This window comes from Psychrobacillus sp. FSL W7-1493, assembly GCF_038004905.1.
Taxonomy (GTDB): domain Bacteria; phylum Bacillota; class Bacilli; order Bacillales_A; family Planococcaceae; genus Psychrobacillus.
Genome location: NZ_JBBOSB010000001.1, coordinates 2,725,053 through 2,748,883 on the forward strand (window position 1 = coordinate 2,725,053; position 23,831 = coordinate 2,748,883).

Sequence of the window (23,831 nt, forward strand, 5' to 3'; positions counted from 1 at the left end):
TAGATAGCTTATGAGAAAACGTCCTTAACTATTCTAGCACTCTTCTAGTCTTGCGGTAGTTCTTCCAATTCTTCTTCCTCTACGCTGTTTTCAGCAATTTCCTTTGGGCTGGACAATTGAACTACAATCGGTGAATCACTAGTCACAACTGAGCCAGCTGTTAAACTTTGCTTCGACACAAAGCCATCTCCTATTATTTCAATTGGTAACCCAGAAAGTGACTTATAAATCATAAGATTTCTTTTTGACCATCCTGCAAAGTTCGGAAGTACTATTTCCCCGCTCCCTTTTATAAAAGCAGTTCCTTGAGAAATAACAGAGGTGCCAGCCTTAGGATATTGCTCTAACACCTGATCCAACTGTCCAATTATAACAGTTTTTAATCCTTGAGTTTCTAACGCCATTTGGCTGTCTAACACATTTTTACCAATTAAATCAGGCATTTTTATCGGTTTAGATAATTCAAGGTTTTCTGGTTCTATATTTAAATATTTCAAGCTATTTTCAGTAACAGAATTAAATATTTCAGATACTGGTTGAGAACCAACTTCTGTATCTTTAATCTTCGGTTTCTGAACAGCAACATACACGATTAATTGAGGATCCTCTACAGGAGCCATCCCTAAAAAGGAATATAGGAATAGCTGTCTTCCCCAAAAGTAGCTTCCATCCCCTTTTGGAATTTGAGCAGTACCAGTCTTTCCTGCAGAAGTATATCCATTCAACTTAAAGCGTTGGGCCGTTCCATGCTCCGATGTAACAGTGCTTGCCAGAATTTCCTTTACCTGATTAGCAGTGCTTGCTGAAATAGGAGATTTCTTTTCTACTGGTTCATTGTCATCGACAATCTCTCCTGTATTAGGATTAACGATTTTATCAATAACATAAGGCTGGTACATAGTTCCTTCATTTGCGATAGCTGTCATTCCTTGAACTAATTGAATAGGTGTGACAGTTACCCCTTGTCCATAAGTCGTAGTAACTCTGTTAATAGGATATCTATCGTTTACGATACCACTTGCCTCATTTGGAAGGTCTATACCAGTGGGCTGCCCAAAACCAAAACGACGAATATATTCTATAAAGGTTTCGTCACCTATTTTATTTAGTAAAAAGGCCATGGAAACGTTAGAAGATCTTTGGAATCCTTCTAGGTAAGAAATCGTTCCCCAACCAACTACATTATGATCTCTTATCGTACGATCATAAACTTTGTAGGAGCCTGATTTAAATTGATCATTTGGATTCCAAACACCCTCTTCAATAGCAGATGCTAAAGTAAAGATTTTCATCGTAGAACCAGGTTCTATCGTTTGCTCAATGGCTTCATTCAACCAATTGGTCGAAAGTCCTTCTCTCGTATTCGGTTCGAATGTCGGTCGTTGAGACATTGCTAATATCTCACCAGTTTTAGCATTCGCAACAATGGCTGTCATTTTTTCAGGATTATACTTTTCTTCTGCTTTATTCATAGCATCTTCTAAAAAGTTTTCTATTGTTTTGTCGAGCGTCAGGTGAATGTCATAGCCATCTTGTGCTTCTGTGATCATCTTGCTTGCATTCGGAAGTAAGAAGCCCTTTGTATCACTATGATATTCTACTTTACCTGGCACACCAGTAAGCTTTTTATCATAAATATACTCAAGTCCCATTTTACCCACTGCAATGGCTTCCCCATCCTTGTTCTCTTCCTTGAGAGCAAATCCAATTAAATGAGATGCAAATGTCCCATTAGGATATAACCTTTTTAAATCTTGGCTAAACTGAATTCCAGGAAGTTCTAAACTCTTAATCTCTAACATTTTTTTATGACTAATATCTCTTCCAGCTTTGCCAAACTCGACTTGATACTTGTCCTTTTCAATACCTTTATTTAATATCTCTAGAATTTCTTGCTCTGACATATCAATATATTCTGCCAGTATTCTAGCCGTATCCTCTGGATCCACAACATGTCGAGGGACTTTACTATTACCTGAAACCTCTGCTCTCGTAATTGCAATCATCTTATAGCTTAAGGTATCTTCTGCAATTATCTCGCCATTACGATCTACAATATTGCCTCGATTTGCTGGTATTTCTTGAACACGTCCATACTTATCGTCTGCTTTTGAAGCTAAAACTTCCCCTTCTGCTGTACCTGTAACCTGAATAAATACAAAGCGGCTTAGCAATACAAAAAAGAGCCCTCCATAAAGTAAAAACATTAGAAAGGCTCCCCATTGAAAACGAAATTTTTTATTCATTGTCCTGGTACTACCTTTACGTTTTGCTCATTTAGTTTCAAGCCGAGTTCCTCTGCCTTTTTCCAAATTCGATCATAGGTAGATAATTCACGTACTTGTATGGACAAGTCAGTATTTTCTTTTGAAGTAGTATCTATTTGTTGTTCAAGTAAAGATATCTCTTTCGTAGTTGCTCTAACGTCTGTTTGAGTTTGAACAATCATTAACGAAAGCACAGTTACAACGATTAATAATCCTACAAATAAAAACTTTTCACCTTTAGATAGTATTTTACTCTTTATTTTTGCCGGCTTCTTTGGCTGTGGTGGTTGCTCTGGAAAAGAAGGCCTAGCTATGTATGTCTCTTCTGACTGATAGTTACGTAAAGCCATTTAAACACTTCCCTTTTCGATTAGTTTTTCCACAATGCGCAGCTTGGCAGATCTTGAACGGTTATTCACTTCTAGCTCTTCTTTCGAAGGTAATATTGGCTTTCTAGTTATTAACTTCAGCATAGGTTCCATTCCAGCTGGTATAACTGGCAAGTTTGGTGGCAACTCCGGTAGTGAGGACGCCTCCTTAAAGATAGTCTTTGTCAGCCTATCTTCTAAAGAATGGAAAGTAATAACGCTAACTCGTCCTCCCACCTTTATAAGCTGTATTGCATCTTCGAGTGAATCCTCAGCTGCTCCCAGCTCATCGTTCACTGCTATACGGACTGCTTGAAAAATACGCTTGGCTGGGTGCCCGCCCGTCCTTCTTGCTGCAGCCGGAATTCCTGCTTTGATTAACTCAACTAACTGGAAAGTAGTTTCGATAGGTGCAGTTTCCCTTGCCTGCTCTATTTTCCTTGCAATTTGCTTGGAAAACTTCTCTTCTCCATAACGGAAAAAGATTTTTACTAATTTTTCATAAGGCCATTCATTGATGACATGGAAAGCTGTTAATTCACTTGTTTGATCCATCCGCATATCAAGAGGAGCATCGTAGTTATAGCTAAAACCACGCTCAGGGGTATCTAGCTGAGGTGAGGAAACTCCTAAGTCATACAAAATCCCATCAACCTTTTCAATACCTAAATCATTTAAGGATTTTTTTAAATATCGAAAATTGGAGTGAACAAAAGTCACTTGATCCAAGTAAGGAGCTAATTTAACTTTTGCATTTTCGATAGCTGTCATATCCTGATCGAAGCAGATTAACCTACCATTTTCATTAAGCTGTTTGATTAAGTATTCGCTGTGACCGGCACCACCTAGTGTGCAGTCAACATAAATTCCATCGGGACGAATAGCTAGCCCATCTACCGTCTCGTGGAGTAGTACTGTTGTATGATGAAACAAGCTCTTCCCTCCATTTCTTATATATCAAAGCCGATCATATTCTCCGCAATGTCGTTAAATGAATCCTCAGAGTCTTCAAAGTATGTTTCCCAGGCTTCCTTCGCCCATATTTCCAGACGGTTGGACACCCCAAGAACAATACACTCCTTGTCCATTTTTGCATATGCTCTAAGATTACTTGGTATATTGATTCGGCCTTGCTTATCAATTTCTACCTCTGTAGCACCAGAAAAGAAAAAACGAGTAAATGCTCGTGCATCTTTTTTAGTTACAGGTAGTTCTTTTAATTTTTCTTCAAGCTTTCGCCATTCATTCATAGGATAACCAAATAAGCAACTATCAAGACCACGAGTTAAAACAAAACAATCCTCCAAATGCTCTCTAAATTTAGAAGGTATGATTATTCTCCCTTTAGGATCGACGTTATGCTGGTATTCGCCCATGAACATGCTACTCACCCCACTTTATGTCAATAACATACCACATCCCCCCACTTTCCTCCACAATTTTTTCGTAAATTAGTGGAGAAAATTTGAAAATGCGTAATTAGTACTTGTTAAAACACATTTAGAGCAAATATGACAAGGGTTTAGGAGAAAAAAGAGCTACCCATTTTTCAGAAGCTTAAACCTATAATTCGTTAAATTTACATTAAATTTAACTAACAAACTATGTAATAGATAAACAACATTTAATATTTCTAAAGAAGAGAAAATTAACAAAAAAACAAATTCATCTTAAAATATCTTATTTTTCGATTTGTAATATGATTATACAAGTCATAGTTTACATCCAATGGATTATAAAAAACGACTTAATTATTTCCCTTTCATCAATTTCAACTAATATAAATAAAACAAGAAAAGCACAACCGCCTATCCCTGCCCCGACAGGCAAATGGAGAAAAGCGAGGAGGCAGTTCTTCAGCCACCGGAGCTTTTATCCATTTGACCCCGAGGGGCAAGGCGGTGGAGCTAGACATCAATTGATCCAAAGGTTCAAAACTTATAATTTCCTAAACAAACGAAAAGCTCCTCTCCCATTAAGGGAGAGGAGCAAGATACATTATATAGATACTACATGGTGCTTACCATTAAATTCATATGGAACCTGAAGTAATTCTTCAAGGAGGTTCTGTCCTTTTTCGTTTAGTAATTGTATAGGAGAATAAGTTCTTTCCTGCAGACCACCATTGGGCATAAGCTGAATCATTAATTGGTCATATCGATAAATAGAAGAATCTAGCTTAGTTAAAATAGTATCCTCCACTGCATTCTCCATGAAGGTAAGCTGCTTCGCATGAAAATCCAAGTTTTTTTCTACTAAAGATGTAAGTTTAATATCGTTTCGTTTTAATAATTGATCAAGCTCTTCATACTTACTTGCTAAATCATCTTTAATTGACTGGATGAACAAGGAGACATCCTTATTTTGATTTTGCTCAATCATCCTAGCTTTTGAAAGCTCAACCTCTCCACTCCAAACATCAGGAATCGAGAATTCCAGCTTATCTAGTAGCGATTGCACCTTAGGAGTGACCAAAGATATACTAAGTCGCGGCGTGATAACCGGCATTTTCATATTAAATAATTGGAAGGCATCTTTTAATGTAGCCCAATAAGCTATCTCGCCTGGGCCACCAATAAAACTTAATACCGGAAAAACCATTTCTTGCATTAATGGTCGTGTAACAACGTTATTACTAAGTTTCTCAGGTTGATCTTTAGCAATCGCAATAAGCTCTTCTTTGGTGAAAGATATTCCCTTAGCTTCATGCACAAAAGAATTGCTCTCTCTTTCTAGAAGAAAACGTTCGCCATCCTCTACATAAAACAAATTGGCAGCTGTTTCTTTCGCTTGAATTGGAGATCCGTACCCTAGTTGGTCAAGCTGTTGTTCCTTTTGGAATACTAAACTTGCCAAATCCGAGGACTGTTCAATCATTTGAACAAAATAGTCAGATTCCAACTGGCGAAGAGGCTTATAGGCTGCATCAACCATAAGCAGTCCTTCTTCATAAAATAATTCGTTCATAATTGCCGAAAAAAATGAAGTGAAGTTGGAATGTTCCTCTACAAAGTGGGTGAACTTTGAGTATAGTTTTTTCGTATGGGATGTTTCAGGCAAGCTTTTGAAAATCTCTTCTAAATAGGCTAGCATCGTTTCTTTCGTAAATGTTGTCTCTGAAGCAATTTTCTTTAACTTCGATCTTTCAGGGAAGACGAGCTTTTGGAGCTTTCTGCTTTTCTCTATGTAAACATGGTTGATTTCATCGATATCATGATCCTCACCAGCTATCCAAAATACAGGAATTATCGGTATCCCTTGTATTTCTCTTTGACGTTTCGCAAGAACGATCACCGAAATGGCTTTATGGATGGAATACATAGGACCGGTCAGTATCCCTGCCTGCTGTCCACCAATCACAACCACGCCGTTATCTTTCAATTCCTCTATATGTTTTCTACTTTTCTCAGAAATACCAAACTGGTCCATATAGCTAGTAATTACGGTCGCCAGCTCAACTCTTTTATGTTTTGAGTAATCGGTTTCTTGAAGTCTTTTATTTAAATCCTCTTGGTTCCATTCATAATGAAAAAAAGAGGAAAGACTTGCAGAGTCCTCTAAATATGCTTTATAGAATGGGGAAACAAATGGTTGTGTGTATTGCTCTAATCGCACGATTTTCCACCTCTTTAATATAATCCTTTTAGAGTATATCATTTCATCAGAAAGAGATGAAAATTATTAGCTTATATACTTTAAAACATATCGGATTACTCCGATTATCCATAAAAGAGCGTACATGAAGCAGAGTAGGATGAAAAACAATCTCCACACTTTCCGAAGCAGAGGCTTTATTTCTATCTCTTTTTTCATTTTCCATTCTAGAATGGTCATAATAGTTGCAATAAAAATAGCAAAAATAATTATAATAAATCCTATTTTTTTTTCAAAAATAACATTAAACACATGAGAAACTGAAAAGAATAACAAAAACGTAGTAATATCTGCAGCTATACCAATAGATTTTTTTCTTTTGCGAAAGGCATATTTCGCAATCACAAAAGAAATGATAAATAGAATTGCTGGAACTAATACAATGATAGAAACAAGGCTGATCATATCAATCACCTACTTTATTCATTTCTTTTAATAATAAATAAAAAGTATTTAGAATGGGCAATGACTTTTTACGACTCTCTGCTTCGGCTAGGATAGCTCCTACAATAGTATCGACTTCCATCATGCGGTTGCTCTGAAAATCCTTAAGCATGGATGAGTAGTTATACTCTGTATTTTGACAAAGCGACACAACTTCTTTCCAAGCCAATAAGTCGTTCCAATCTTCAAAGGCTTCTATAATTTCCTCATACAGGCTTCGCAATATTTTTTTATATGATTCATTTTTAATTAGTTCACCATTCTGCACACGAGCAATGGTAGTTAAGGGATTTATCAAGCAATTAAGTAATGCTTTTTTAAACAAGATTTGTCTAATATTTTCAGTAAGTTGAAATGGGAATTGCTCTGCCTCAGATTTCAGTAGCTGTTCAAGACTCTGCCACTTTCCTTTATAAAATCCAATTGAAGTCGTTCCAATTCCTAAGTGTTGTACCGTTTCCGGATTTATTTTGGTCGCTCCGTGTAAAACAGAACCTAATAATATATTCGATTGTTTTAAAGTATCGATAAACTGTAAATGTAGTAGACCATTTTGTATAAACAGTAGAGGAGTTTCTTTTGGTAAGGAATCTAAATTTTTTTTTAATGAAGAGAGATCGTGATACTTAACTGCCACAATAATTATATCCATTTGATGTAGTGCTTCTATAGAATTGACTATCTGACATTCAATCGGTTCAGTAATGTCGTTTGTTTTTATGTATAGTTCTTTTAAGCTCTTATTCCTTACTAAAAAGGATATGTCATGACCTGCTTTAGATAAATAGGCGCCAAATAGCATTCCTACTGCTCCAGCTCCTATAATTCCTATTCGCATACTTCTTCACCTCCTAAAAAATATTATATGGGGAATAAAAATCTACCATCTTGGGAAGTCGTCCACTAAACGTTTATATTAGGTCAAATTTTTAAAAAGGCCTACCTCTAAGGTAGACCTAAGTTTAAAAATATTATACAGGAAGGACTGGGTGTTTTCGAGGTGCAATTGCAATTTCTTTGTCCTCATAGTATCTCAAACGATTAGCAAGCTCGTTACGCAGATCGCTCGGCTTCACAATTTCATCGATAATCATTTCAGATGCCAGCTTATAAATATCTATTTCTTCCTTATATTCCGCATGCTTTTCTTGAACGAATTTCAATCGTTCTTTTGGGTCCTCGATTGCTTCAATCTTATTGGAATATACAGCGTTTACCGCTGCCTCAGGTCCCATAACAGCAATTTGAGCGGTAGGAAGTGCGATACACACATCAGGTTCAAAAGCTGGTCCAGCCATAGCGTAAAGACCTGCGCCATAAGCTTTTCGTACAATAACAGAAAGCTTTGGTACAGTTGCTGAGCTCATAGCTGCGATAAGCTTAGCTCCATGGCGAATAATACCTGCCCTTTCCACTTTAGTCCCTATCATGAAGCCCGGAACATCTGCTAAGAATAATAATGGAATGGAGAAAGCATCACAAAGAGAGATGAACTTAGCAGCCTTGTCTGCAGAATCTACGAACAAGACTCCACCTTTTGCCTTCGGTTGGTTCGCTATTATTCCTACCGGCTTCCCTTCGATTCGAGCAAATCCTGTTATTAGCTCCGGAGCAAACAGTTTTTTAATATCAAAGAAAGTACCTTCATCGATTAATGCATCAATTGCTTCATACATATCGAAAGGGGCGTTTTGGTTTTCAGGAATAATTTCCTCTAACGTTCTACCTTCTTTGGTTTGCTTCGGTTCAACCGTTTTTGGCTTTTCGGTGTAATTGGCAGGGAAGTAGCTTAAATACTTCTTCGCTTCTTCTATAGCTTCTTCTTCCGAGGAAACAAGCACGTCGCCGACACCACTTACTGTACAGTGCATGCGCGCTCCCCCCATTTCCTCTAACGTCACCTTTTCTCCAATAACTTTTTCAGCCATACGTGGAGATCCAAGGTACATCGAGGCATTTCCTTCAACCATAAATACAACATCACAAAATGCCGGTATGTACGCCCCTCCTGCAGCTGATGGTCCAAATAACAAACATATTTGAGGAATAAAACCGGATAATCTCACTTGATTGTGAAAAATTCTACCAGCTCCACGACGATTAGGGAACATTGCTAATTGGTCTGTAATACGTGCCCCAGCAGAGTCTACTAAATACAATAGTGGCACACGATTTTTTTCAGCAATTTCTTGGATTCGAATTATTTTTTCAACCGTTCTAAATCCCCATGATCCAGCTTTTACTGTAGAGTCATTTGCCATTACGCAAACTGTTTGTCCATTTATTTTTCCAGTCGCAGTTACAACACCATCAGCGGGTAAGTCACCTGCTTCTACATTTGCAAATCGACCGTCTTCTACGTATTCCCCATTATCAAATAACAGGTTTAAACGATCACGAACAAACAGCTTCCCCTGCTCCTTCATTTTCTCATGATACTTTGAATGTCCACCTGCATAAATGGATGACAATTTTTCTTCTAACTTATCGTTATACCCCTTTGTTTCTCCCACTTTGTAAAACCCCCGTTTCAAGTAGCAGCAGCCGAGCCCTGTATGTAGGGCACACTCCGACTGATACAATTGCTTGATAGAATAAAATACTAAACAATTATTTTAATTGATAGATACATTTATTGAACGATTCGTTAAACCTACTTAATTTTCTAATAGAATTTCAAATACTCAACTTACAGTTTTTTGTATTGGAGAGTTTTTATTCGAACGTTACTAATACGTCTCCCTCATTTACGAAGTCCCCAACTTGCGCCTTTATTTCTAGAACCTTGCCTGCGACATTAGATTCTACAGGAATTTCCATTTTCATCGATTCAAGTACCATAACCACTTGGCCTTCTTGCACTTCGTCCCCCACTGCAACGTTAACCGTAAATACTGTACCTGCCATAGTTGATTCTAAATTTTTCATTTTGAAATTTCCTCCCTTTGTTTGTCCATCCATTCCCCTAAAACGGATGTTGAATATACTCCACTTTCAAAAGTACTGTCATGTAAAAACTGGTCAAATAGTGAAATATTAGTTCTTACACCTTCTATTTTAGCAGAAGAAAATAATTTTTGTGCTTTCTCTATTGCTAATCTTCTGTTTTCTGCATGTATAATTATTTTGGAAATCATTGGATCATAAAAAGGAGTCACTTTATTCCCTTCCTCATACCCTGCATCTATTCTTACATCCGAATCATTCCCCCATGTAAGAGTAGATATTGTTCCTGGAGAAGGAAAAAACGTTTTTGGATCCTCCGCGTAAATTCTAAATTCAAACGCGTGCCCATTAGTTGTAATTTTGTCTTGCTCCTTAACTGGCAGCTCCTCACCTTGTGCAACCTTTAGCTGCCATTCTACTAAATCAAAGCCTGTTACCGCTTCTGTTACTGGATGTTCTACCTGTAAACGGGTATTCATCTCTAAAAAGTAAAATTGATGATTTTGGTCTACGATAAATTCTACCGTGCCAGCATTCACATAATCGACCGCCTTTGCCGCGTTAACTGCCGCTTCAAACAGCTTTTTCTTGGCTTCTTCCGGGAAATTTGGAGATGGAGATTCTTCAAGAACCTTTTGATTTCTTCTTTGTACAGAACAATTACGTTCGAACAAATGCACGATGTTTCCTTTTGTATCCCCAAAGATTTGTACTTCAATGTGACGAGAGTCTTCAATAAATTTTTCTAAAAATACTATATCACTACCAAAATAAGACTTGGCTCTAGTTTTAATCGATTCAAAGTGCTTGGTAAGGGTTGCTTCATCGTCACATTTAATCATGCCGATGCCGCCTCCGCCCGCGCTTGCCTTAAGCATAATTGGGAAGCCAATCTGTTTGGCTGCGTGAAGTGCCTCGTCCAAAGAATTAAGCCCATCCTCTGTTCCCGGTACCACAGGCACGTTTGCATTAATCATTGTTATACGGGATTCAATTTTATCTCCCATCTTTTCAATCGTTTCCGCTTTAGGGCCAATAAACGTAATTCCAGCCGCCTCTGCTTTTCTAGCAAACTCTGCATTTTCTGACAAAAAACCATAGCCTGGATGAATTGCATCTACACCTTCTCGTATAGCAAGCTCAATTATGTCATCAGCCTTTAAATAAGACTGTTGCACCTGACTCGGCCCAATAAGAAAAGCATAATCTGCTTCTTTCACATAAGGAAGCTGTTCGTCCGCTTCACTATAAATTGCTACCGTTTCAATATTTAATCGTTTACATGTCTTGATAATACGTCGTGCTATTTCTCCCCGATTTGCTATTAACAGTTTTTTCATATGTATCTCCCCTTTGTCAAAATATTCTCCCCTCTATTAGTCTATACGAAAGTTGAAAGTGAATTCAACTTTCACATAATAATTGATTAAATTCATCTACCTAACCTAGGGCCAAATAACCAACAAAAAATTACAAAATCGTTACAGGTGCCAGGCACCTGTAACGATTTTGATATAAAATTATTTCCCATTAAAAAAAGTCTCTATTTTTTAGAGACTTCATTGCTAATTTCTTTCTATGTGTTGAACACCTTGTTTGGCCCAGTTCACTAGTACCTCGTAATCTCTTTTTAGTAAATTATATGCATTAGCTATTTCATCATAGGAATTTTTCATTTCATCATAACTTTGCATGGCAAGTTGCAAATGGTTTTGAAGGGAAGTGGAATCGTTTACAGTCTCCTTGAAACTTTCTACCTTCGGGGAATCCTCTTTCGGGAAAAGTTGTGGGCGAAGATTTTTATTCCATCTAAATGCACAAGCTTGTTTGGAACGCCCTAACAACACGCTGGCTTCCTGAAACCCTGAAATTTGGGTGTGGCCTTGTTCGATTTTCTTTAGTACTATCTCTTTTAGTAGATTGTCTTCGTCGAGGGTCCAGCTATCTTTTCTCAATTTAACATTCACATTAATCACCCTTTGCTTTTTTATTAATATATGCAAAGTGGGTATAAATAGACTCTATTTTATTTCTTTTTTGATAAAAAAGAATTGACTGCCTCATGGTGTACATCTGCTTCCCAAAGTACAGAGCATTCTTTCACTTCTTCCATTATTCTCTCAAATAATTTAGATTGCTCCCATTTTCGTATGATCTGTTTTTTGTAGGCCTTCAAAACTGTCGAATGGGGAATAATCATTTTGGAGATGAAGTCTTGTAGAGCAATCACTTTATCACCCTCAAACACTTCGGTAGCCCAACCCATCTCTAAAAGCTCCGATGATTGATAAGGAGTGGCTTCTGTTAACATCTTTAGTGCTTTATCATACCTCATACCCTTTTCAAAAAGGTATGTTCCCCCACCCCAGCCACTAGTTATAGCAAGTTTACCTTGGATAAATCCACATTTTGCTTCCTTTTTGACAAGTCGGAAATCGCATAATGTGGCTATTTCACATCCCCCACCAACTGCGGTCCCATTAATTAAAGCGATTGTTGGTACCTCTAGAGTAGCTACCTTGTAAAGTTCTTTAGCTACCTCGCTTAGCATTGCGTAAGATTCCTCTGCCGTTTTTAGCTCATGAAAAACCGATAAATCTCCTCCTGAACAGAAAGACTTATCTCCTGCTCCTGTGATAACTACAAGCTTAATTTCTTTATTTGAATTAACCTCGGTCACAAGCTGCCTAAATCCAGCCAAAACATCAAAGTTAATAGCATTATGTATGTCAGGTCGATCAATCTCAAATATTAGGATGTTATCCTTTTCTTTTATTGTGTACGCCAAAGTATGTACCTCCTAAAATGAATATAGAGAAAAAGGCTACCGAAGAGCCATGGTCTCTTTGGTAGCCTTTTAAGGAACAAATACTGTATTATTTGCTCACTACTTCTTTCCCTTTGTATTGACCGCATGATTTACAAACTCGGTGAGCCAATTTCATTTCACCACAATTTGAACAAGCAACCATACCAGGTACGGATAATTTAAAATGTGTACGACGTTTTCTTTTTACAGTTTTAGAAGTTCTTCTAGCTGGTACTGCCATTGGTGGCACCTCCTTACAGATCTATTATTCGTCTGTTTGATCAAAATACTTAGCTAAATCAGCAAGTCTTGGATCCAATTTTGGTTGGTCATCTTCTTGCAATTCTTTAAGATCTTCATCCGTAGTAAAGCTCCAACCTGTCCCACCCTCGTGTTTAAATTGGTCTGCACCTTCTTTATACACTTGCAATGGTATTTCTAAAAGAATTAATTCTTCCAGAACAGGATCGACATCAATGACATCCCCTTCAACGATATGATAATTATCATACGCTTTAGCAGAAGCGAGTGCAGTGTCGGACCAGGTGAATACTTCATCCGAATGAATCTCAAATGGAAATTCTACGTCTTCCCAAGTGCGTGCACATGGTAAGGTTAAAACTCCAGAAAGCTGAAAATGACAAGTCATTTGCGCTGCACCAAATGTGCAGTGCCCTTTTACATGAACGGGTGAAATCTTTCGAACGTCTTGATTTCGCTTCTTCACATTTTCGAGTTCCACGAATTCATCTATATCTAGACCATTCTCACGATATTTAGAAAGCTGACTAATTGCCCATTTCATACGATTATCACCTCAAGACAACAAAGTTGATTATATAATGCTTAGTTTTAGATGTCAAGATAATTTCTTGTCACTACTTTATTTTAACATTATACTTTCAGTAAGGAAAGTATTTAAGATTGGTCCAGATTTAACAGACAAAACAAGGATAGCAAAGACTACCAGCTAGAAAATCAGAAAATTTAAGGGGGATTAATTATAATGAAAGCCACAGGAATTGTTGTAGAATACAATCCATTTCATAATGGTCATCTACACCATTTACAACAGTCCACTAAACAGACGGATAGCAAACTTTCAATCGCTGTCATGTCCGGCAACTTCTTGCAGCGTGGAGAGCCAGCGCTTGTAGACAAATGGACTAGAGCTAAAATGGCAGTAGATGCTGGTGTCGATTTAGTTATAGAGTTACCATATGCATTTGCAACTGCACAGGCAAGTGATTTTGCTAAGGGAGCTATTTTTTTATTGGATGCACTAAAATGCGAAAGCTTTTGTTTTGGAAGTGAGGAAGGGTCAATAGAGTCTTTTAATCATACAGTTAAGTTGTTAACCTCCAAAAAGAACGAATATAACGAGGCTATCTCCCAATTTATAAAAAAAGGGATTAGTTATCCAAAAGCACTGAACGAGGCATATCATTTATTGGCAAATGAAGCAACTGAACCTCTAGTGGATCTGTCTAAACCGAATAACATCTTAGGCTATCATTACATAGAGGCTGCACGTCAAATAAATTCATCCATTAAGCCAACTACGATTCAACGCATTGTAGCTAACTATCACGATGATGCTAAAAAAACAGAATCGATTGCGAGCGCCACTGGAATTAGAAAGGTACTCTTCGAAGAAAAAGAGCTATCTAAAATTCATCCATATTTACCCGACACAAGTCTCATGGGTCTAACCAAATGGATAGAGCAGGCAGAAAGCTTCGGTAGCTGGGAGCGTTTTTATCCTATTTTGCGCCTAATAATTTTGCGCCAGGATAAACATAGCATCGCAAAGTATGCAGAGGTGACGGAAGGCATTGAAAACGCTATTTGGAACGCTGCTGCAAAGCATGACAGTTTCTTCCCATTTATGGAGCAAATAAAATCCAAACGATTTACCTGGACAAGAATACAAAGAATGTTGACCCATATTTATAATGCATTTACATGGGAAGATTTAAGATCTATTGAGTACCCTACCTACATCCGACCACTTGCAATGAGTCAAAAAGGACAGACATATCTCCAATCCATAAAAAAAGACTTGCAGCTCCCTCTAGTTAGTAGGGTGGCTGCAAGCAAGGATAATATACTACTGCAGCTTGATATTAAGGCCGCAAATCTATATTATTTAGGACTTCAAACTAAATTTGGTTCATCCATGGTTGGAAGCGAATATAGAAAGATACCAATTAGAATTTAATCATTTAGGTTCTAGGTTATCTAAATATTCCAATGCATCGTCAATGGTTTTCACTGGCACAATTTTCATCTTTGTGCCAATTTTTTTTGCCGTTTTTAACGCTTCTTCATAGTTAGAGGTAAGATCTGGGTTTTTAGCAACAATTTCTTCAGGTATATCATCGTCGGGTGCAAACATGAAATCTACCCCTTTTTTATCTGCAGCAATTACTTTTAAGTCAATTCCGCCTATCCTTCCTACAGTACCATCTTGTAGCATCTCTCCAGTCCCAGCAATATTGTAGCCTTTTGTTATGTCCTCTGGAAGCAGTTGGTTTAATAACTCAAGGGTAAACATTAGACCTGCCGATGGACCCCCAATATCTTCGGATTTAATCTCTACAGACGGGGTGGTTTCTACTACCTTGTTTTCAGTATAGGAAATACCAATACCAGCCTTTTCAAGGACCCCTGGGACCGATTTAAGGGTTACCTCTTTAGTAAGCACCTTTTCTTCCCGCTCGACCTTTAAACGAACGGTATCGCCCTCTTTTTTATCTGCTAAGTACTTGGCAATCACATCTCCAGTCAGATCAGACAAATTATCCATTTCTAAAATTTTGTCTCCTGGTTTCAGAATATTGTGAGCGCCTCCTCCATCCACTACATTAAAAATAAATATTCCGTGATTGATAACGGTGTATGGTTTTTTCGCTCGATCGAAAGCCACCGTAATAGCATTAAACTGAGAATCAGACATAAGCTTTAATTGACGTACATTATATTCCTCTTCATCTTCGTCCTCTTGGCGAATTTGATCGGCAGGATAAATCTTTTGACTATCTGTTACTTTCGCATATGCATACGTGAGAGGAGTCGCCTTTGATAGAGCAATAGTTAGAAGACTTAATGTACCCTCGTCATCCTCATCTCCATTCTCAACATGTACCAATGGTGAAAGCTCATAAGCTCCCCCTGGTCTTGAAATGTAGGATTCCATTGGATAGAAGCCTAAAGCCAAAATAATTACAACAATAAAAAGAAGGACTATTGGTTTTATCTTCTTCATAAGTTATCCCTCTCTTTCATAAATAATTAAATATAAATATAAGTTTATCACTTCCAATTTTGACTGACAAAACATATTAAGAAAATATTGCTAACTCTGGAAGATTTAAAAGATTGAATAACTCTGATTAAGAAAGAAATCTTACAAAAACTACACTTTGAGGAAAAACTGTTTTCCTTTAAGAGATAAGGAATGACGCATAATGCATATTATTGTTACAGTTGGCAGTTGGGCACTTATTATTCTCTTATTTTTACAGCCCGGAGTTTCACATAAAGGTGCATTAGAAGGGATGCGTATCTTCACAACTTCTCTCATGCCTTACCTATTACCTTATTTGGTGATTACTCAAATGTTTATTCGCACTCAGAAAAAATTTTTAACTACCAATAACAAATTTAAACTTTATTTTAATATTTACCTCCTGACAGCACTTGGTGGCTTCCCTAGTGGAGCAGCCATTATATCCTCCTTAAAGGAGATAGGCACCTTGAACGCCCGGAATGCAAGCTGGCTATTAGCTATTTGCCACGCACCTAGCCCAATGTTTGTTATTGGATTTGTGGGAATTGAAATATTTAACGCAGAAATAGCGGGGCTTAAATTGTTAATCATCATTCATGTAGTCAACCTTATATTCCTACTAGTATTCATTATTTTCTCCAAGCCTATTCAAATGAATACATACAAAAAAGAAGCTAACACCTCTCCCTTCCAAGAGAGCATAAAAGAAACCTATCAAATCCTTTTACTTATTGGGACGACCGTTATCTTTTTTACTACAATCAGCTATATCGTTTTTGAATCATTAAAAGAAATCATCCCATCTATTTCACCAACTGTCCTAGTTTTTGTATCCTCACTTTTTGAAATGACAGGTGGGATTAGCCTTGCTGGACAGATACTATCAGGATCTTACTACCTTCCTTTTACCATTGCTCTTATTATTGCTTTTAGCGGTTTAAGTATTCATATGCAAATAATAGTTCTTGCTCAAAAAGCAGGCATACCCATTCGGAAATACCTCATGTTCCGCTTGCTCAACATGCTCATCATTCCACTATTTTTCATACTTGGCTAAATGACAGAAATGTTACTGGTGCCAGGCACCAGTAACACTTCTGTCATATATTGATCGGAGGTAAAAAATAACCTTGCCCAAGGGCAAGGTTATTGTTGATGCTTATATTTTTCTTTAAGTGCTGTTTCCACTTGGGGTGGAACTAGCTCTCCAATGTTGCCTCCGTACTTAGCAACTTCTTTTACTATACTAGAGCTTAAAAATGAATATTGATTTTTGGTCATGATAAAAAATGTTTCGATTTCATCATTCAAAACCCGATTCATAGAGGTAATTTGCATCTCATATTCAAAGTCTGAGACTGCTCTAAGACCTCTAATGATTGCACTTGCTCCTACATTTTGAGCATAGTCCATAAGTAAACCTGAGAAGGTTTCTACCTTTACATTGGGCAAGTGGGCGGTTACTTCCTGAATAAGCTTTACTCGTTCTTCTACAGAGAATAGAGGATTTTTAGAGGAGTTATTTAAAACAACTACATAAACCTCTGAAAAAATAGAAGATCCTCGAGTAATAATATCAAGATGTCCATAAGTGATTGGATCGAAACTTCCTGGAACAACTGCCATTTTACTCATGTGAATTCCCCTCTTCTTCTTGGTAACGATAAATGGAAATAACCGTCCCACCATAATTTTCTCTGCGTGAAAGCTGAAACTCTCCATAAGCATCCGGTAAATCCACCATCTTTTCATGCTCACAGACGATTGTTCCTGTTTCAGACATTAGACCCTTTTCTACTATATCCCCAACCAGATTATAAAAAGGAGTTTTACTATAGGGAGGGTCAACGAATAATAGCTCTATACTCAGCTCTCTTTTTTCAAATGCCTTTACTGCACGAGATGCATCTATTTTGTATATCTCGCTTGTATCTTCTAAGCGACATTTTTTTAAATTTTCGTTAATGGTTTGAATCGCTTTATAATCTTTTTCAATAAAAATACAGGTTTCTATACCTCTACTTAAAGACTCAATACCTAGTCCACCGCTACCTGCAAATAAGTCCACAGCCGTTCCTCCATTAAAGTACGGTCCAATCATATTAAAAATAGACTCTTTCACCTTATCTGTAGTAGGTCTTGTATTAGTTCCTGGTACTGCCTTCAATGGTAATCCTTTTCTAGTTCCTGAAATAACTCTCATACTATTTCTCCCAGCATTAATTAGACGTTTCTTCTTGTAAATGAATTCGTCCGTCCTCTTTATCTATGTTCAACAAAAACAAACGAATCATCCACGTCTCTTCTATATAAAATTTTGAACCGATTTTTTCAAAGGGCTCGGACATGGCATCATATCTTTTTTGATTATAAACATAAAATGGTTCTTGAATAGGAAATCTAAATGCCCTAGTTTCATTTTGGACGTATAAACCTTTATCTGTGTCGTCATACGTATAGCCCAACACATCAAATAATGGTTCTGCTGCATACAAAACCTTTCCATCCTTAAATAAGACGTCGATGTCCTTTTGTATGCCATCATTAATATATACAGGTCGTGAATCTTCAAACAACAATGGGAACTTGTCCTTTTGCAGATCATTCCATTCGAAAAATGAAGTTTTGGAGTCCAAAAGAGATGACAATAGCTTATCCAACTTCTCCGCACTTAACTCCTTCTGATTTTCCAACAAGGACTTCCATTCTAACAATTGACTATTAGTCAAATAACTAGTTAAGGTCTCATACATCCATATTGACTTTTCAGCCCCCACAGGAGACTCCATTAGAAAGCTGCTTACTACTTCTGCTAGCAGAAGATTTTCAATCGGTAAATTATAGCCATCCTGAATATTTTTAACTGCTATATCTCTCTGTATAGAAGGCAAGTCCTCATTTCCCAAAAATAAAATATTGGATGCGTTCACTTTGTTCGTATTATCCTCAACTAAAATAGAAGAATGTCTAGTGTTAGGTAATTGTAATTCATCTAAAAGCTTTTGTAGACCAGCCGCTACCGGCTCCTTGGAATAGACAGAATAATGATCATTTTGGTATTGAATCGGTAAAGCTTCTTGTTGCCAATATAACTCTTGTACAGTACCTTCTCCAATAGAAAGTGAGTAGTCAATTAAGTCTAAAGAAGAGTTACCTATCTTAGGTAGACCACTTACCCACATTCCACCTCTTTTTAAAGAGTCTGTTATATGTAATGTTGTATAGGTTACATCACCATTTTCTAGCTTTAAGAGAAAATCAGAAAGAACGACTCCTTCTTTTAATCCATTTGGCAAAGGAAAAGTATAGGATACACTTTGACTGGAGTTTTCACCTTCAAGAAAGCTACTCAAGTCTTCTGTAGAACGTTTACAGCTGTCTCCAGCAATGTTTAAGCAGCTCCTATTTTCACTAGCAATTGGCCATAAAATAGAGACTTTCTCCTTTGGCAAGTTAAAAAAGTGATGATTTACTTGTATACTATTTTCAAATAATTGGACATCTACTTCTTGCTCATATGAAAAATCCTGTACTTCTTCATCTATATTGGAGGAGTACACCTCATATTGAAATAATAATAAAACACAATTTGTTACTACTAAAAGCATAGATATAAAGCCTACAATAATTTTCATGGAATTGTCCTCCAACATAGTGGTAAGATGAATTGGAAAGGAAGTGTTTTCATTGATCCAACGTTTTATAGAACTTGGCGAAGGTTACGGAGATACATTTGAGCTATGTGAATTAGCACGTGTAAACAAAGAACGTATTTACAGAGCATTTATCTTCTCTTCACCAAAAAATGGGAAGGACTATATTTCTATAGCAATTGCTCTAAAACCCATAAATGATACCAAATTTTTCCCAATTTATATTTGCCGTGAGGGCATTCCCCAGTCACAGCCAGAATCCAAAAGACTAAGTACATTTAAAGAAACTTTAAACGAGTTACAGGTTGAACCAATACAAATATCTATTAAGCATTCCTCTACTTTTGCAGATACGCATTTATTTTATCAGTATATCATTGGAATCCTAAGATTAAACCATTATATACCACCATTCCAATAAAATGCTATAGACCGATTTTATAATCATACTCTTTAGCTTTATCTGGTTTACTATTTTCAAATTCTGTTTTTACAAACGGACGATAGGACTCTAATATTTCTTTTACAAAAGGAAGTTTATTCATCTTTTGTTTAGCCGCTTCTATCTGATCCTGATCACAATATAAAACGACATATTTCATTTTTTTAGAAATATAATGGACATGCCCGTATTTTCTTAAAGATTTAGCCTGCTTTAAATGATGCACATAGACAATTAGTCCTTGTCTTTCTGTCATACGCTTCCCCTCATTTCTTCCTTCAAGAATAACATATGGAGGATTTTGATAGCAACAACAACTAGCTGACAGCTAAATATCAATTGGCTATAATTAAAGAAATCATTGTCAACATAAGTGGGTTAAGATCCTATTATCTTTCTACAATTTGAATAAGTCCAAAAAGGGGGATTAAAATATGGGGAAAAAATCTAATGTAGCTCTTGCAATTGCTGCTGCTGCAGGTGCCGCTTGGGCTAGTACAAAAGCTTTATCAAAGCCGGATAGCCGCCCTTCAAAGGAAGCATTAAAGTATGAACATCCCATTATTCTTGCACATCGAGGAGGACTAGCCCTTGCTCCTGAAGGCTCTATGGCTGCTTTTGATAATGCTGCAAAATTAGGAGTCCATGGCTTTGAAATTGATTTAAGATTAACTAAAGACGAAGAAATCATTGTATTTCATGATGAAACATTAGAAAGAACAACAGACCTTACAGGCAAGGTTGCAGACTACACGTTGCCTGAGCTCAGAGATGCAGATATAGGGTATCATTTTAAAGATATAAAAGATGGCTTTTCATATAGAGGCAAAGGTGAACGAGTGGTAACACTTGGTGAGTTAATCGATGCGTATCCACAAATGCTCATTAATATGGATATAAAGGACAACCCCGCTACTTATGAAGGTAGTCTGATGCCATCTAAGCTATGGAGATTGATAGAAGAAAAACAAGCCTTTGATCGGGTAGTGGTAACAAGCTTCTTTGATGAACAAATTGATCGGTTCAATCTCTACGCTCAAAACAGAGTTGCTTTAGGTGCCGGTGAAAAAGAAGTGAAAAAAGCATACACAGCTTACACTTCACAATTTAGACATTTATATCATCCGAAGGCGGACATTTTTCAGTTGCCGTTAAGAGCCAAAATGGTTTCTTTGGACAGTCCTGGATTTATAAAATTTTTATCTACTTTAAATATCCCAGTACATTATTGGACCATCAATGATCCAGAGGTAATGAAAAAGCTTATTCAAAATGGAGCAAAAGGGATTATTACGGATAGACCTGACCTAGCAATTGATGTATTAAAGTTGAACTAGAATTTTATGAGTCTAAAAAAAGGATGTGCACAATTTATGTACACATCCTTCCTAATTTATATGGTGCAGCTATCCATTTGTCTGCTTAGCTGACTTTTAATTTTGCGCTTTTCTTAAGCTGAGCAAGAGCATGATCCGCCGGTTCCACAGCCGCTACCGCAGCTTGAACCACTAGAAGCGAAAAATGGATTACTTACAGGTACTTTGACTCCTTCTGAGACTGTTTTACCAATAATCAAGCTTACCTCATCGAGCAGGTCCTGTAACTCGTTTTCAGCCACCTTAAGAGCTGCTATTTCATCTACCATATCAAGATTACGTTTAGTTACACGAATGTCTTTCATGACTCTTGAGTAATCTGGATGGTATTTTCCAAAGCGTTGAACCTCTTCGTATTGGTCCTTCAGTCGGGTAAAGCTATTGATTTCCCGCACGAGTTCAGGTTTTGTATATACAGCACGATGTGCATTTAAGTAAAGGTAAAATGGTTCAGAGGATAAAATCATTGCACATAATAGGTCTGAGTGATCCATAATATCCACCCATTCATCAGTCATAATCATAAATAAAACCTCCAATCCTGTCTATCATAACAGAAAACTGGAGACAATTGTTAAACTAATAACTTAAGTGTTAGGAGAATTTCTATGGAAAATTTACAAACTCTATTTGAACAAGTTACAAAAGAGGCTTCAGAAACGGAAAAAGGGTTACTGACAGACTTCCTTACCGGATTAAAAAAGAAACAAGAAGGACTTGCACCTACATACCTAAATGCGACGTTTCAAATGGACACTCGTTTTGAGGACAACCAATGCATTGTAACACTTCCTGTTACCCCACTAATTCATAACAGCTTTGATATGCCCCATGGTGGTGTCATTGCAACTCTAGTCGATAATGCTATGGGATTTTTAGTGAACAAAGACCTTCATCCAGAAGGAAAAGGTGCCGTTACAACTAATATGACGATCAACTACATAAAAGCTTCATCCGAAAAGCAACTGATTGCTACATCTACGTACTTACATAAAGGAAGACAAACGCTAGTAATGGAATGTACTGTTACTCAACCGGATGGGAAAAAGATTGCTCATGCAACCGGATCATTTTTTGTTATTACACCTTCATCAAAATAAGACTGAACTACTTCAAGATCAGAAAAGGGTAAAACAACTTCTTTAATAATTTGTTCTTTTTCATGCCCTTTTCCCGCTATTAAAACGACATCTCCTTCTTGAGCGGTAGCTAATGCCAAGCGAATTGCATTTCTTCGATTAGCTTCCACCATTACCTTGCTAGGGTCTATCCCTTGAATAATATCTGCGATAATTGCTTCTGGTTCCTCATTTCGTGGGTTATCAGAAGTGATAATTGCCTTAGTAGCATATTTGGAAGCTACCTCTCCCATCCATTTTCTCTTTTGCTTATCACGATTTCCTCCACACCCAAAGACAACGAATATATTTTTCTTCGCATAAACTGTAATAGAAGACAAACAAGCTTCTAGTGCATCAGGTGTATGTGCGTAGTCTATCAATACTTCAATCCCTTTATTATTCGGTACCCTTTGTAGCCTTCCAGCCGGTAAATTTACTGGATAGATCACATCACAGGGGAGACCTAGCCCTAACATCGCACCAAGTGCAGCAGCTAAATTCATCCCATTATGATATCCACTATTCCTCATGAGGACAGACGTCTCTTTTCCATTCACTTCATATTCATATTTAACTTCTTCATTTAAATATTTTTCATTACTAAAAATTACATCATTACCTTCCTGATTTCCGAATCGTATTGTTGGTATATATGCTTTTTGTGCAACTGAACGACACCATTCATCATTATTATTAACTACCAACTTTCTCGCTAATGGAATGAGTAGCTCCTTAGATTTTTTATATGGCACCATCCCGCCATGAAACTCTAGATGGTCTTTTCCAATATTTAAAAATACAGCCACGTCCATTGGATAACTTCCTAACCGATTATCCAACAAGCCTTGAGAGGAGGCTTCTAACACGATGTATTCCACATCATGGTCATAACAATACCTCACTACCTGTATGAAATCATAAAAAGGTAGAGTGGTATTGTTTCTAAATTGTCTTTCCAATTTTTCACCATTCACATAGACCCCAAGAGTACCAATTACACATACTGACTTCTGTTGTTGAGTCAATAGCTGCCCAATAAAAGAAGCAACGGTAGTTTTACCATTGGTACCTGTAATGCCTACTGTCTTTATTTTTTGTCCATATTTTTTATAGGTTAAATACGCAATCTTGTCTTTTAGTAAAAACATATCAGATGGAAGAACGATTTGTGGAACACTACAGTCTGGAATATAATGCTGAGTAATGACTAGATTAGCCCCTCTTTGGATTGCTTCTTCTACAAAGGTACGATTGTTGGATTCCCAGACAAATACGTCTCCTAGCTGTATTTGTTTGGAATGATCTATAAAACGATGAACCTTTATACCATTTAAATCTCCAAATATCTTATATTCCAGACCCTCTAATAGCTCTTTTATTGGATAAATAGTAGCTCACTCCCTACACCATTCTTGTTAAATCGCATACAGTAAAATGAATTCCTTGTATTTTATGAACG

At 37.1% G+C, this 23,831-nt stretch carries 26 protein-coding genes; 5 read left to right on the forward strand and 21 right to left on the reverse strand.

What is annotated here, in order from left to right; all coding sequences use genetic code 11:
• Positions 1 to 44 precede the first annotated feature (44 nt).
• The 14 genes from MKX96_RS13835 to MKX96_RS13900 all read right to left on the reverse strand — a co-directional run bounded on the left by MKX96_RS13835 (position 45) and on the right by MKX96_RS13900 (position 13,293).
• Positions 45 to 2,207: a penicillin-binding transpeptidase domain-containing protein gene (locus MKX96_RS13835; protein WP_340884280.1), complete on the reverse strand. Its 2,163-nt coding sequence runs from the start codon at positions 2,205 to 2,207 to the stop codon at positions 45 to 47.
• A 35-nt stretch (positions 2,208 to 2,242) separates the two neighbouring features.
• Positions 2,243 to 2,617, reverse strand: coding sequence for a cell division protein FtsL (gene ftsL / locus MKX96_RS13840; protein WP_340884281.1), 375 nt, complete (start codon positions 2,615 to 2,617; stop codon positions 2,243 to 2,245).
• Positions 2,618 to 3,568: a 16S rRNA (cytosine(1402)-N(4))-methyltransferase RsmH gene (gene rsmH, locus MKX96_RS13845; protein ID WP_298471949.1), complete on the reverse strand. Its 951-nt coding sequence runs from the start codon at positions 3,566 to 3,568 to the stop codon at positions 2,618 to 2,620.
• A gap of 17 nt (positions 3,569 to 3,585) precedes the next feature.
• Positions 3,586 to 4,017, reverse strand: coding sequence for a division/cell wall cluster transcriptional repressor MraZ (gene mraZ / locus MKX96_RS13850; protein WP_340884285.1), 432 nt, complete (start codon positions 4,015 to 4,017; stop codon positions 3,586 to 3,588).
• 616 nt (positions 4,018 to 4,633) lie between these two features.
• Positions 4,634 to 6,250: a bacillithiol biosynthesis cysteine-adding enzyme BshC gene (gene bshC, locus MKX96_RS13855; protein WP_340884287.1), complete on the reverse strand. Its 1,617-nt coding sequence runs from the start codon at positions 6,248 to 6,250 to the stop codon at positions 4,634 to 4,636.
• 66 nt (positions 6,251 to 6,316) lie between these two features.
• Positions 6,317 to 6,694: a DUF3397 domain-containing protein gene (locus MKX96_RS13860; RefSeq protein ID WP_340884289.1), complete on the reverse strand. Its 378-nt coding sequence runs from the start codon at positions 6,692 to 6,694 to the stop codon at positions 6,317 to 6,319.
• Position 6,695: 1 nt separating this feature from the next.
• A complete protein-coding gene (locus MKX96_RS13865; protein ID WP_340884290.1) occupies positions 6,696 to 7,571 on the reverse strand; it encodes a ketopantoate reductase family protein in 876 nt (291 codons plus the stop codon).
• Between the two features lie 133 nt (positions 7,572 to 7,704).
• A complete protein-coding gene (locus MKX96_RS13870; protein ID WP_340884292.1) occupies positions 7,705 to 9,246 on the reverse strand; it encodes an acyl-CoA carboxylase subunit beta in 1,542 nt (513 codons plus the stop codon).
• Positions 9,247 to 9,448: 202 nt separating this feature from the next.
• A complete protein-coding gene (locus tag MKX96_RS13875; protein WP_169358972.1) occupies positions 9,449 to 9,661 on the reverse strand; it encodes an acetyl-CoA carboxylase biotin carboxyl carrier protein subunit in 213 nt (70 codons plus the stop codon).
• On the reverse strand, positions 9,658 to 11,019 hold the full coding sequence (locus MKX96_RS13880; protein ID WP_340884297.1) for an acetyl-CoA carboxylase biotin carboxylase subunit: 1,362 nt from the start codon (positions 11,017 to 11,019) through the stop codon (positions 9,658 to 9,660). The genes MKX96_RS13875 and MKX96_RS13880 overlap by 4 nt, the downstream gene beginning before the upstream one ends.
• Before the next feature lie 225 nt (positions 11,020 to 11,244).
• Positions 11,245 to 11,646, reverse strand: a complete 402-nt coding sequence (locus MKX96_RS13885) for a hypothetical protein (RefSeq protein ID WP_169358970.1) — start codon at positions 11,644 to 11,646, stop codon at positions 11,245 to 11,247.
• A 59-nt stretch (positions 11,647 to 11,705) separates the two neighbouring features.
• Positions 11,706 to 12,467 (reverse strand): enoyl-CoA hydratase/isomerase family protein, encoded by a 762-nt coding sequence (locus tag MKX96_RS13890; protein ID WP_340884300.1) that lies wholly within the window; start codon positions 12,465 to 12,467, stop codon positions 11,706 to 11,708.
• An 88-nt stretch (positions 12,468 to 12,555) separates the two neighbouring features.
• Complete coding sequence (gene rpmF, locus MKX96_RS13895) at positions 12,556 to 12,729, reverse strand: 50S ribosomal protein L32 (protein WP_144537945.1); 174 nt, start codon at positions 12,727 to 12,729, stop codon at positions 12,556 to 12,558.
• 24 nt (positions 12,730 to 12,753) lie between these two features.
• On the reverse strand, positions 12,754 to 13,293 hold the full coding sequence (locus tag MKX96_RS13900; RefSeq protein WP_298471936.1) for a YceD family protein: 540 nt from the start codon (positions 13,291 to 13,293) through the stop codon (positions 12,754 to 12,756).
• Between the two features lie 201 nt (positions 13,294 to 13,494).
• Here MKX96_RS13900 and MKX96_RS13905 point away from each other — a divergent pair, with 201 nt between their 5' ends.
• On the forward strand, positions 13,495 to 14,709 hold the full coding sequence (locus tag MKX96_RS13905; RefSeq protein WP_340884303.1) for a nucleotidyltransferase: 1,215 nt from the start codon (positions 13,495 to 13,497) through the stop codon (positions 14,707 to 14,709).
• Here MKX96_RS13905 and MKX96_RS13910 read toward each other — a convergent pair whose 3' ends face one another.
• Positions 14,710 to 15,756 (reverse strand): SepM family pheromone-processing serine protease, encoded by a 1,047-nt coding sequence (locus MKX96_RS13910; protein ID WP_340884306.1) that lies wholly within the window; start codon positions 15,754 to 15,756, stop codon positions 14,710 to 14,712.
• 202 nt (positions 15,757 to 15,958) lie between these two features.
• Between MKX96_RS13910 and MKX96_RS13915 the strand changes: the two genes are divergently transcribed.
• On the forward strand, positions 15,959 to 16,837 hold the full coding sequence (locus MKX96_RS13915) for a hypothetical protein (RefSeq protein ID WP_340884309.1): 879 nt from the start codon (positions 15,959 to 15,961) through the stop codon (positions 16,835 to 16,837).
• An 89-nt stretch (positions 16,838 to 16,926) separates the two neighbouring features.
• On the opposite strand, the gene coaD is transcribed toward MKX96_RS13915, so the two are convergent.
• The 3 genes from coaD to MKX96_RS13930 are packed head-to-tail and all read right to left on the reverse strand — an operon-like array spanning position 16,927 to position 19,415.
• The gene (coaD, locus tag MKX96_RS13920; RefSeq protein WP_340884313.1) at positions 16,927 to 17,415 is read right to left on the reverse strand and encodes a pantetheine-phosphate adenylyltransferase; all 489 of its coding nucleotides are present in this window, start codon (positions 17,413 to 17,415) and stop codon (positions 16,927 to 16,929) included.
• Positions 17,408 to 17,983, reverse strand: coding sequence for a 16S rRNA (guanine(966)-N(2))-methyltransferase RsmD (rsmD, locus tag MKX96_RS13925; RefSeq protein ID WP_340884315.1), 576 nt, complete (start codon positions 17,981 to 17,983; stop codon positions 17,408 to 17,410). The genes coaD and rsmD overlap by 8 nt, the downstream gene beginning before the upstream one ends.
• A gap of 16 nt (positions 17,984 to 17,999) precedes the next feature.
• Entirely contained in the window at positions 18,000 to 19,415 is a 1,416-nt protein-coding gene (locus MKX96_RS13930) for a hypothetical protein (RefSeq protein ID WP_340884318.1), read from the reverse strand.
• A 43-nt stretch (positions 19,416 to 19,458) separates the two neighbouring features.
• On the opposite strand from MKX96_RS13930, the gene MKX96_RS13935 reads away from it, so the two are divergent.
• The gene (locus tag MKX96_RS13935) at positions 19,459 to 19,854 is read left to right on the forward strand and encodes a DUF7147 family protein (protein ID WP_340884320.1); all 396 of its coding nucleotides are present in this window, start codon (positions 19,459 to 19,461) and stop codon (positions 19,852 to 19,854) included.
• A gap of 4 nt (positions 19,855 to 19,858) precedes the next feature.
• On the opposite strand, the gene MKX96_RS13940 is transcribed toward MKX96_RS13935, so the two are convergent.
• On the reverse strand, positions 19,859 to 20,131 hold the full coding sequence (locus MKX96_RS13940; protein WP_169358960.1) for a YlbG family protein: 273 nt from the start codon (positions 20,129 to 20,131) through the stop codon (positions 19,859 to 19,861).
• 178 nt (positions 20,132 to 20,309) lie between these two features.
• On the opposite strand from MKX96_RS13940, the gene MKX96_RS13945 reads away from it, so the two are divergent.
• Positions 20,310 to 21,212, forward strand: coding sequence for a glycerophosphodiester phosphodiesterase (locus tag MKX96_RS13945; protein WP_340884325.1), 903 nt, complete (start codon positions 20,310 to 20,312; stop codon positions 21,210 to 21,212).
• A gap of 113 nt (positions 21,213 to 21,325) precedes the next feature.
• Here the strand turns inward: MKX96_RS13945 and MKX96_RS13950 are convergent, their stop codons facing one another.
• On the reverse strand, positions 21,326 to 21,775 hold the full coding sequence (locus tag MKX96_RS13950) for a YlbF family regulator (protein ID WP_340884328.1): 450 nt from the start codon (positions 21,773 to 21,775) through the stop codon (positions 21,326 to 21,328).
• Between the two features lie 84 nt (positions 21,776 to 21,859).
• Here MKX96_RS13950 and MKX96_RS13955 point away from each other — a divergent pair, with 84 nt between their 5' ends.
• Complete coding sequence (locus MKX96_RS13955; protein ID WP_169358957.1) at positions 21,860 to 22,351, forward strand: PaaI family thioesterase; 492 nt, start codon at positions 21,860 to 21,862, stop codon at positions 22,349 to 22,351.
• Here MKX96_RS13955 and MKX96_RS13960 read toward each other — a convergent pair.
• Positions 22,306 to 23,760, reverse strand: coding sequence for a UDP-N-acetylmuramoyl-L-alanyl-D-glutamate--2,6-diaminopimelate ligase (locus MKX96_RS13960; RefSeq protein ID WP_340886049.1), 1,455 nt, complete (start codon positions 23,758 to 23,760; stop codon positions 22,306 to 22,308). The genes MKX96_RS13955 and MKX96_RS13960 overlap by 46 nt on opposite strands.
• Between the last annotated feature and the right edge of the window lie 71 nt (positions 23,761 to 23,831).

Excerpts from the sequence above, each read along its gene's own strand:
- ftsL (WP_340884281.1), bottom strand. The coding sequence starts at position 2,617 with ATGGCTTTACGTAACTATCAGTCAGAAGAGACATACATAGCTAGGCCT.
- MKX96_RS13945 (WP_340884325.1), top strand. The coding sequence starts at position 20,310 with ATGGGGAAAAAATCTAATGTAGCTCTTGCAATTGCTGCTGCTGCAGGT.
- mraZ (WP_340884285.1), bottom strand. The coding sequence starts at position 4,017 with ATGTTCATGGGCGAATACCAGCATAACGTCGATCCTAAAGGGAGAATA.
- MKX96_RS13865 (WP_340884290.1), bottom strand. The coding sequence starts at position 7,571 with ATGCGAATAGGAATTATAGGAGCTGGAGCAGTAGGAATGCTATTTGGC.
- MKX96_RS13930 (WP_340884318.1), bottom strand. The coding sequence starts at position 19,415 with ATGAAAATTATTGTAGGCTTTATATCTATGCTTTTAGTAGTAACAAAT.
- MKX96_RS13875 (WP_169358972.1), bottom strand. The coding sequence starts at position 9,661 with ATGAAAAATTTAGAATCAACTATGGCAGGTACAGTATTTACGGTTAAC.
- MKX96_RS13880 (WP_340884297.1), bottom strand. The coding sequence starts at position 11,019 with ATGAAAAAACTGTTAATAGCAAATCGGGGAGAAATAGCACGACGTATT.
- MKX96_RS13835 (WP_340884280.1), bottom strand. The coding sequence starts at position 2,207 with ATGTTTTTACTTTATGGAGGGCTCTTTTTTGTATTGCTAAGCCGCTTT.
- MKX96_RS13900 (WP_298471936.1), bottom strand. The coding sequence starts at position 13,293 with ATGAAATGGGCAATTAGTCAGCTTTCTAAATATCGTGAGAATGGTCTA.
- MKX96_RS13955 (WP_169358957.1), top strand. The coding sequence starts at position 21,860 with ATGGAAAATTTACAAACTCTATTTGAACAAGTTACAAAAGAGGCTTCA.
- coaD (WP_340884313.1), bottom strand. The coding sequence starts at position 17,415 with ATGAGTAAAATGGCAGTTGTTCCAGGAAGTTTCGATCCAATCACTTAT.
- rsmD (WP_340884315.1), bottom strand. The coding sequence starts at position 17,983 with ATGAGAGTTATTTCAGGAACTAGAAAAGGATTACCATTGAAGGCAGTA.
- MKX96_RS13905 (WP_340884303.1), top strand. The coding sequence starts at position 13,495 with ATGAAAGCCACAGGAATTGTTGTAGAATACAATCCATTTCATAATGGT.
- MKX96_RS13910 (WP_340884306.1), bottom strand. The coding sequence starts at position 15,756 with ATGAAGAAGATAAAACCAATAGTCCTTCTTTTTATTGTTGTAATTATT.
- rpmF (WP_144537945.1), bottom strand. The coding sequence starts at position 12,729 with ATGGCAGTACCAGCTAGAAGAACTTCTAAAACTGTAAAAAGAAAACGT.
- MKX96_RS13950 (WP_340884328.1), bottom strand. The coding sequence starts at position 21,775 with ATGATTATGACTGATGAATGGGTGGATATTATGGATCACTCAGACCTA.
- MKX96_RS13915 (WP_340884309.1), top strand. The coding sequence starts at position 15,959 with ATGCATATTATTGTTACAGTTGGCAGTTGGGCACTTATTATTCTCTTA.
- MKX96_RS13860 (WP_340884289.1), bottom strand. The coding sequence starts at position 6,694 with ATGATCAGCCTTGTTTCTATCATTGTATTAGTTCCAGCAATTCTATTT.
- MKX96_RS13940 (WP_169358960.1), bottom strand. The coding sequence starts at position 20,131 with ATGACAGAAAGACAAGGACTAATTGTCTATGTGCATCATTTAAAGCAG.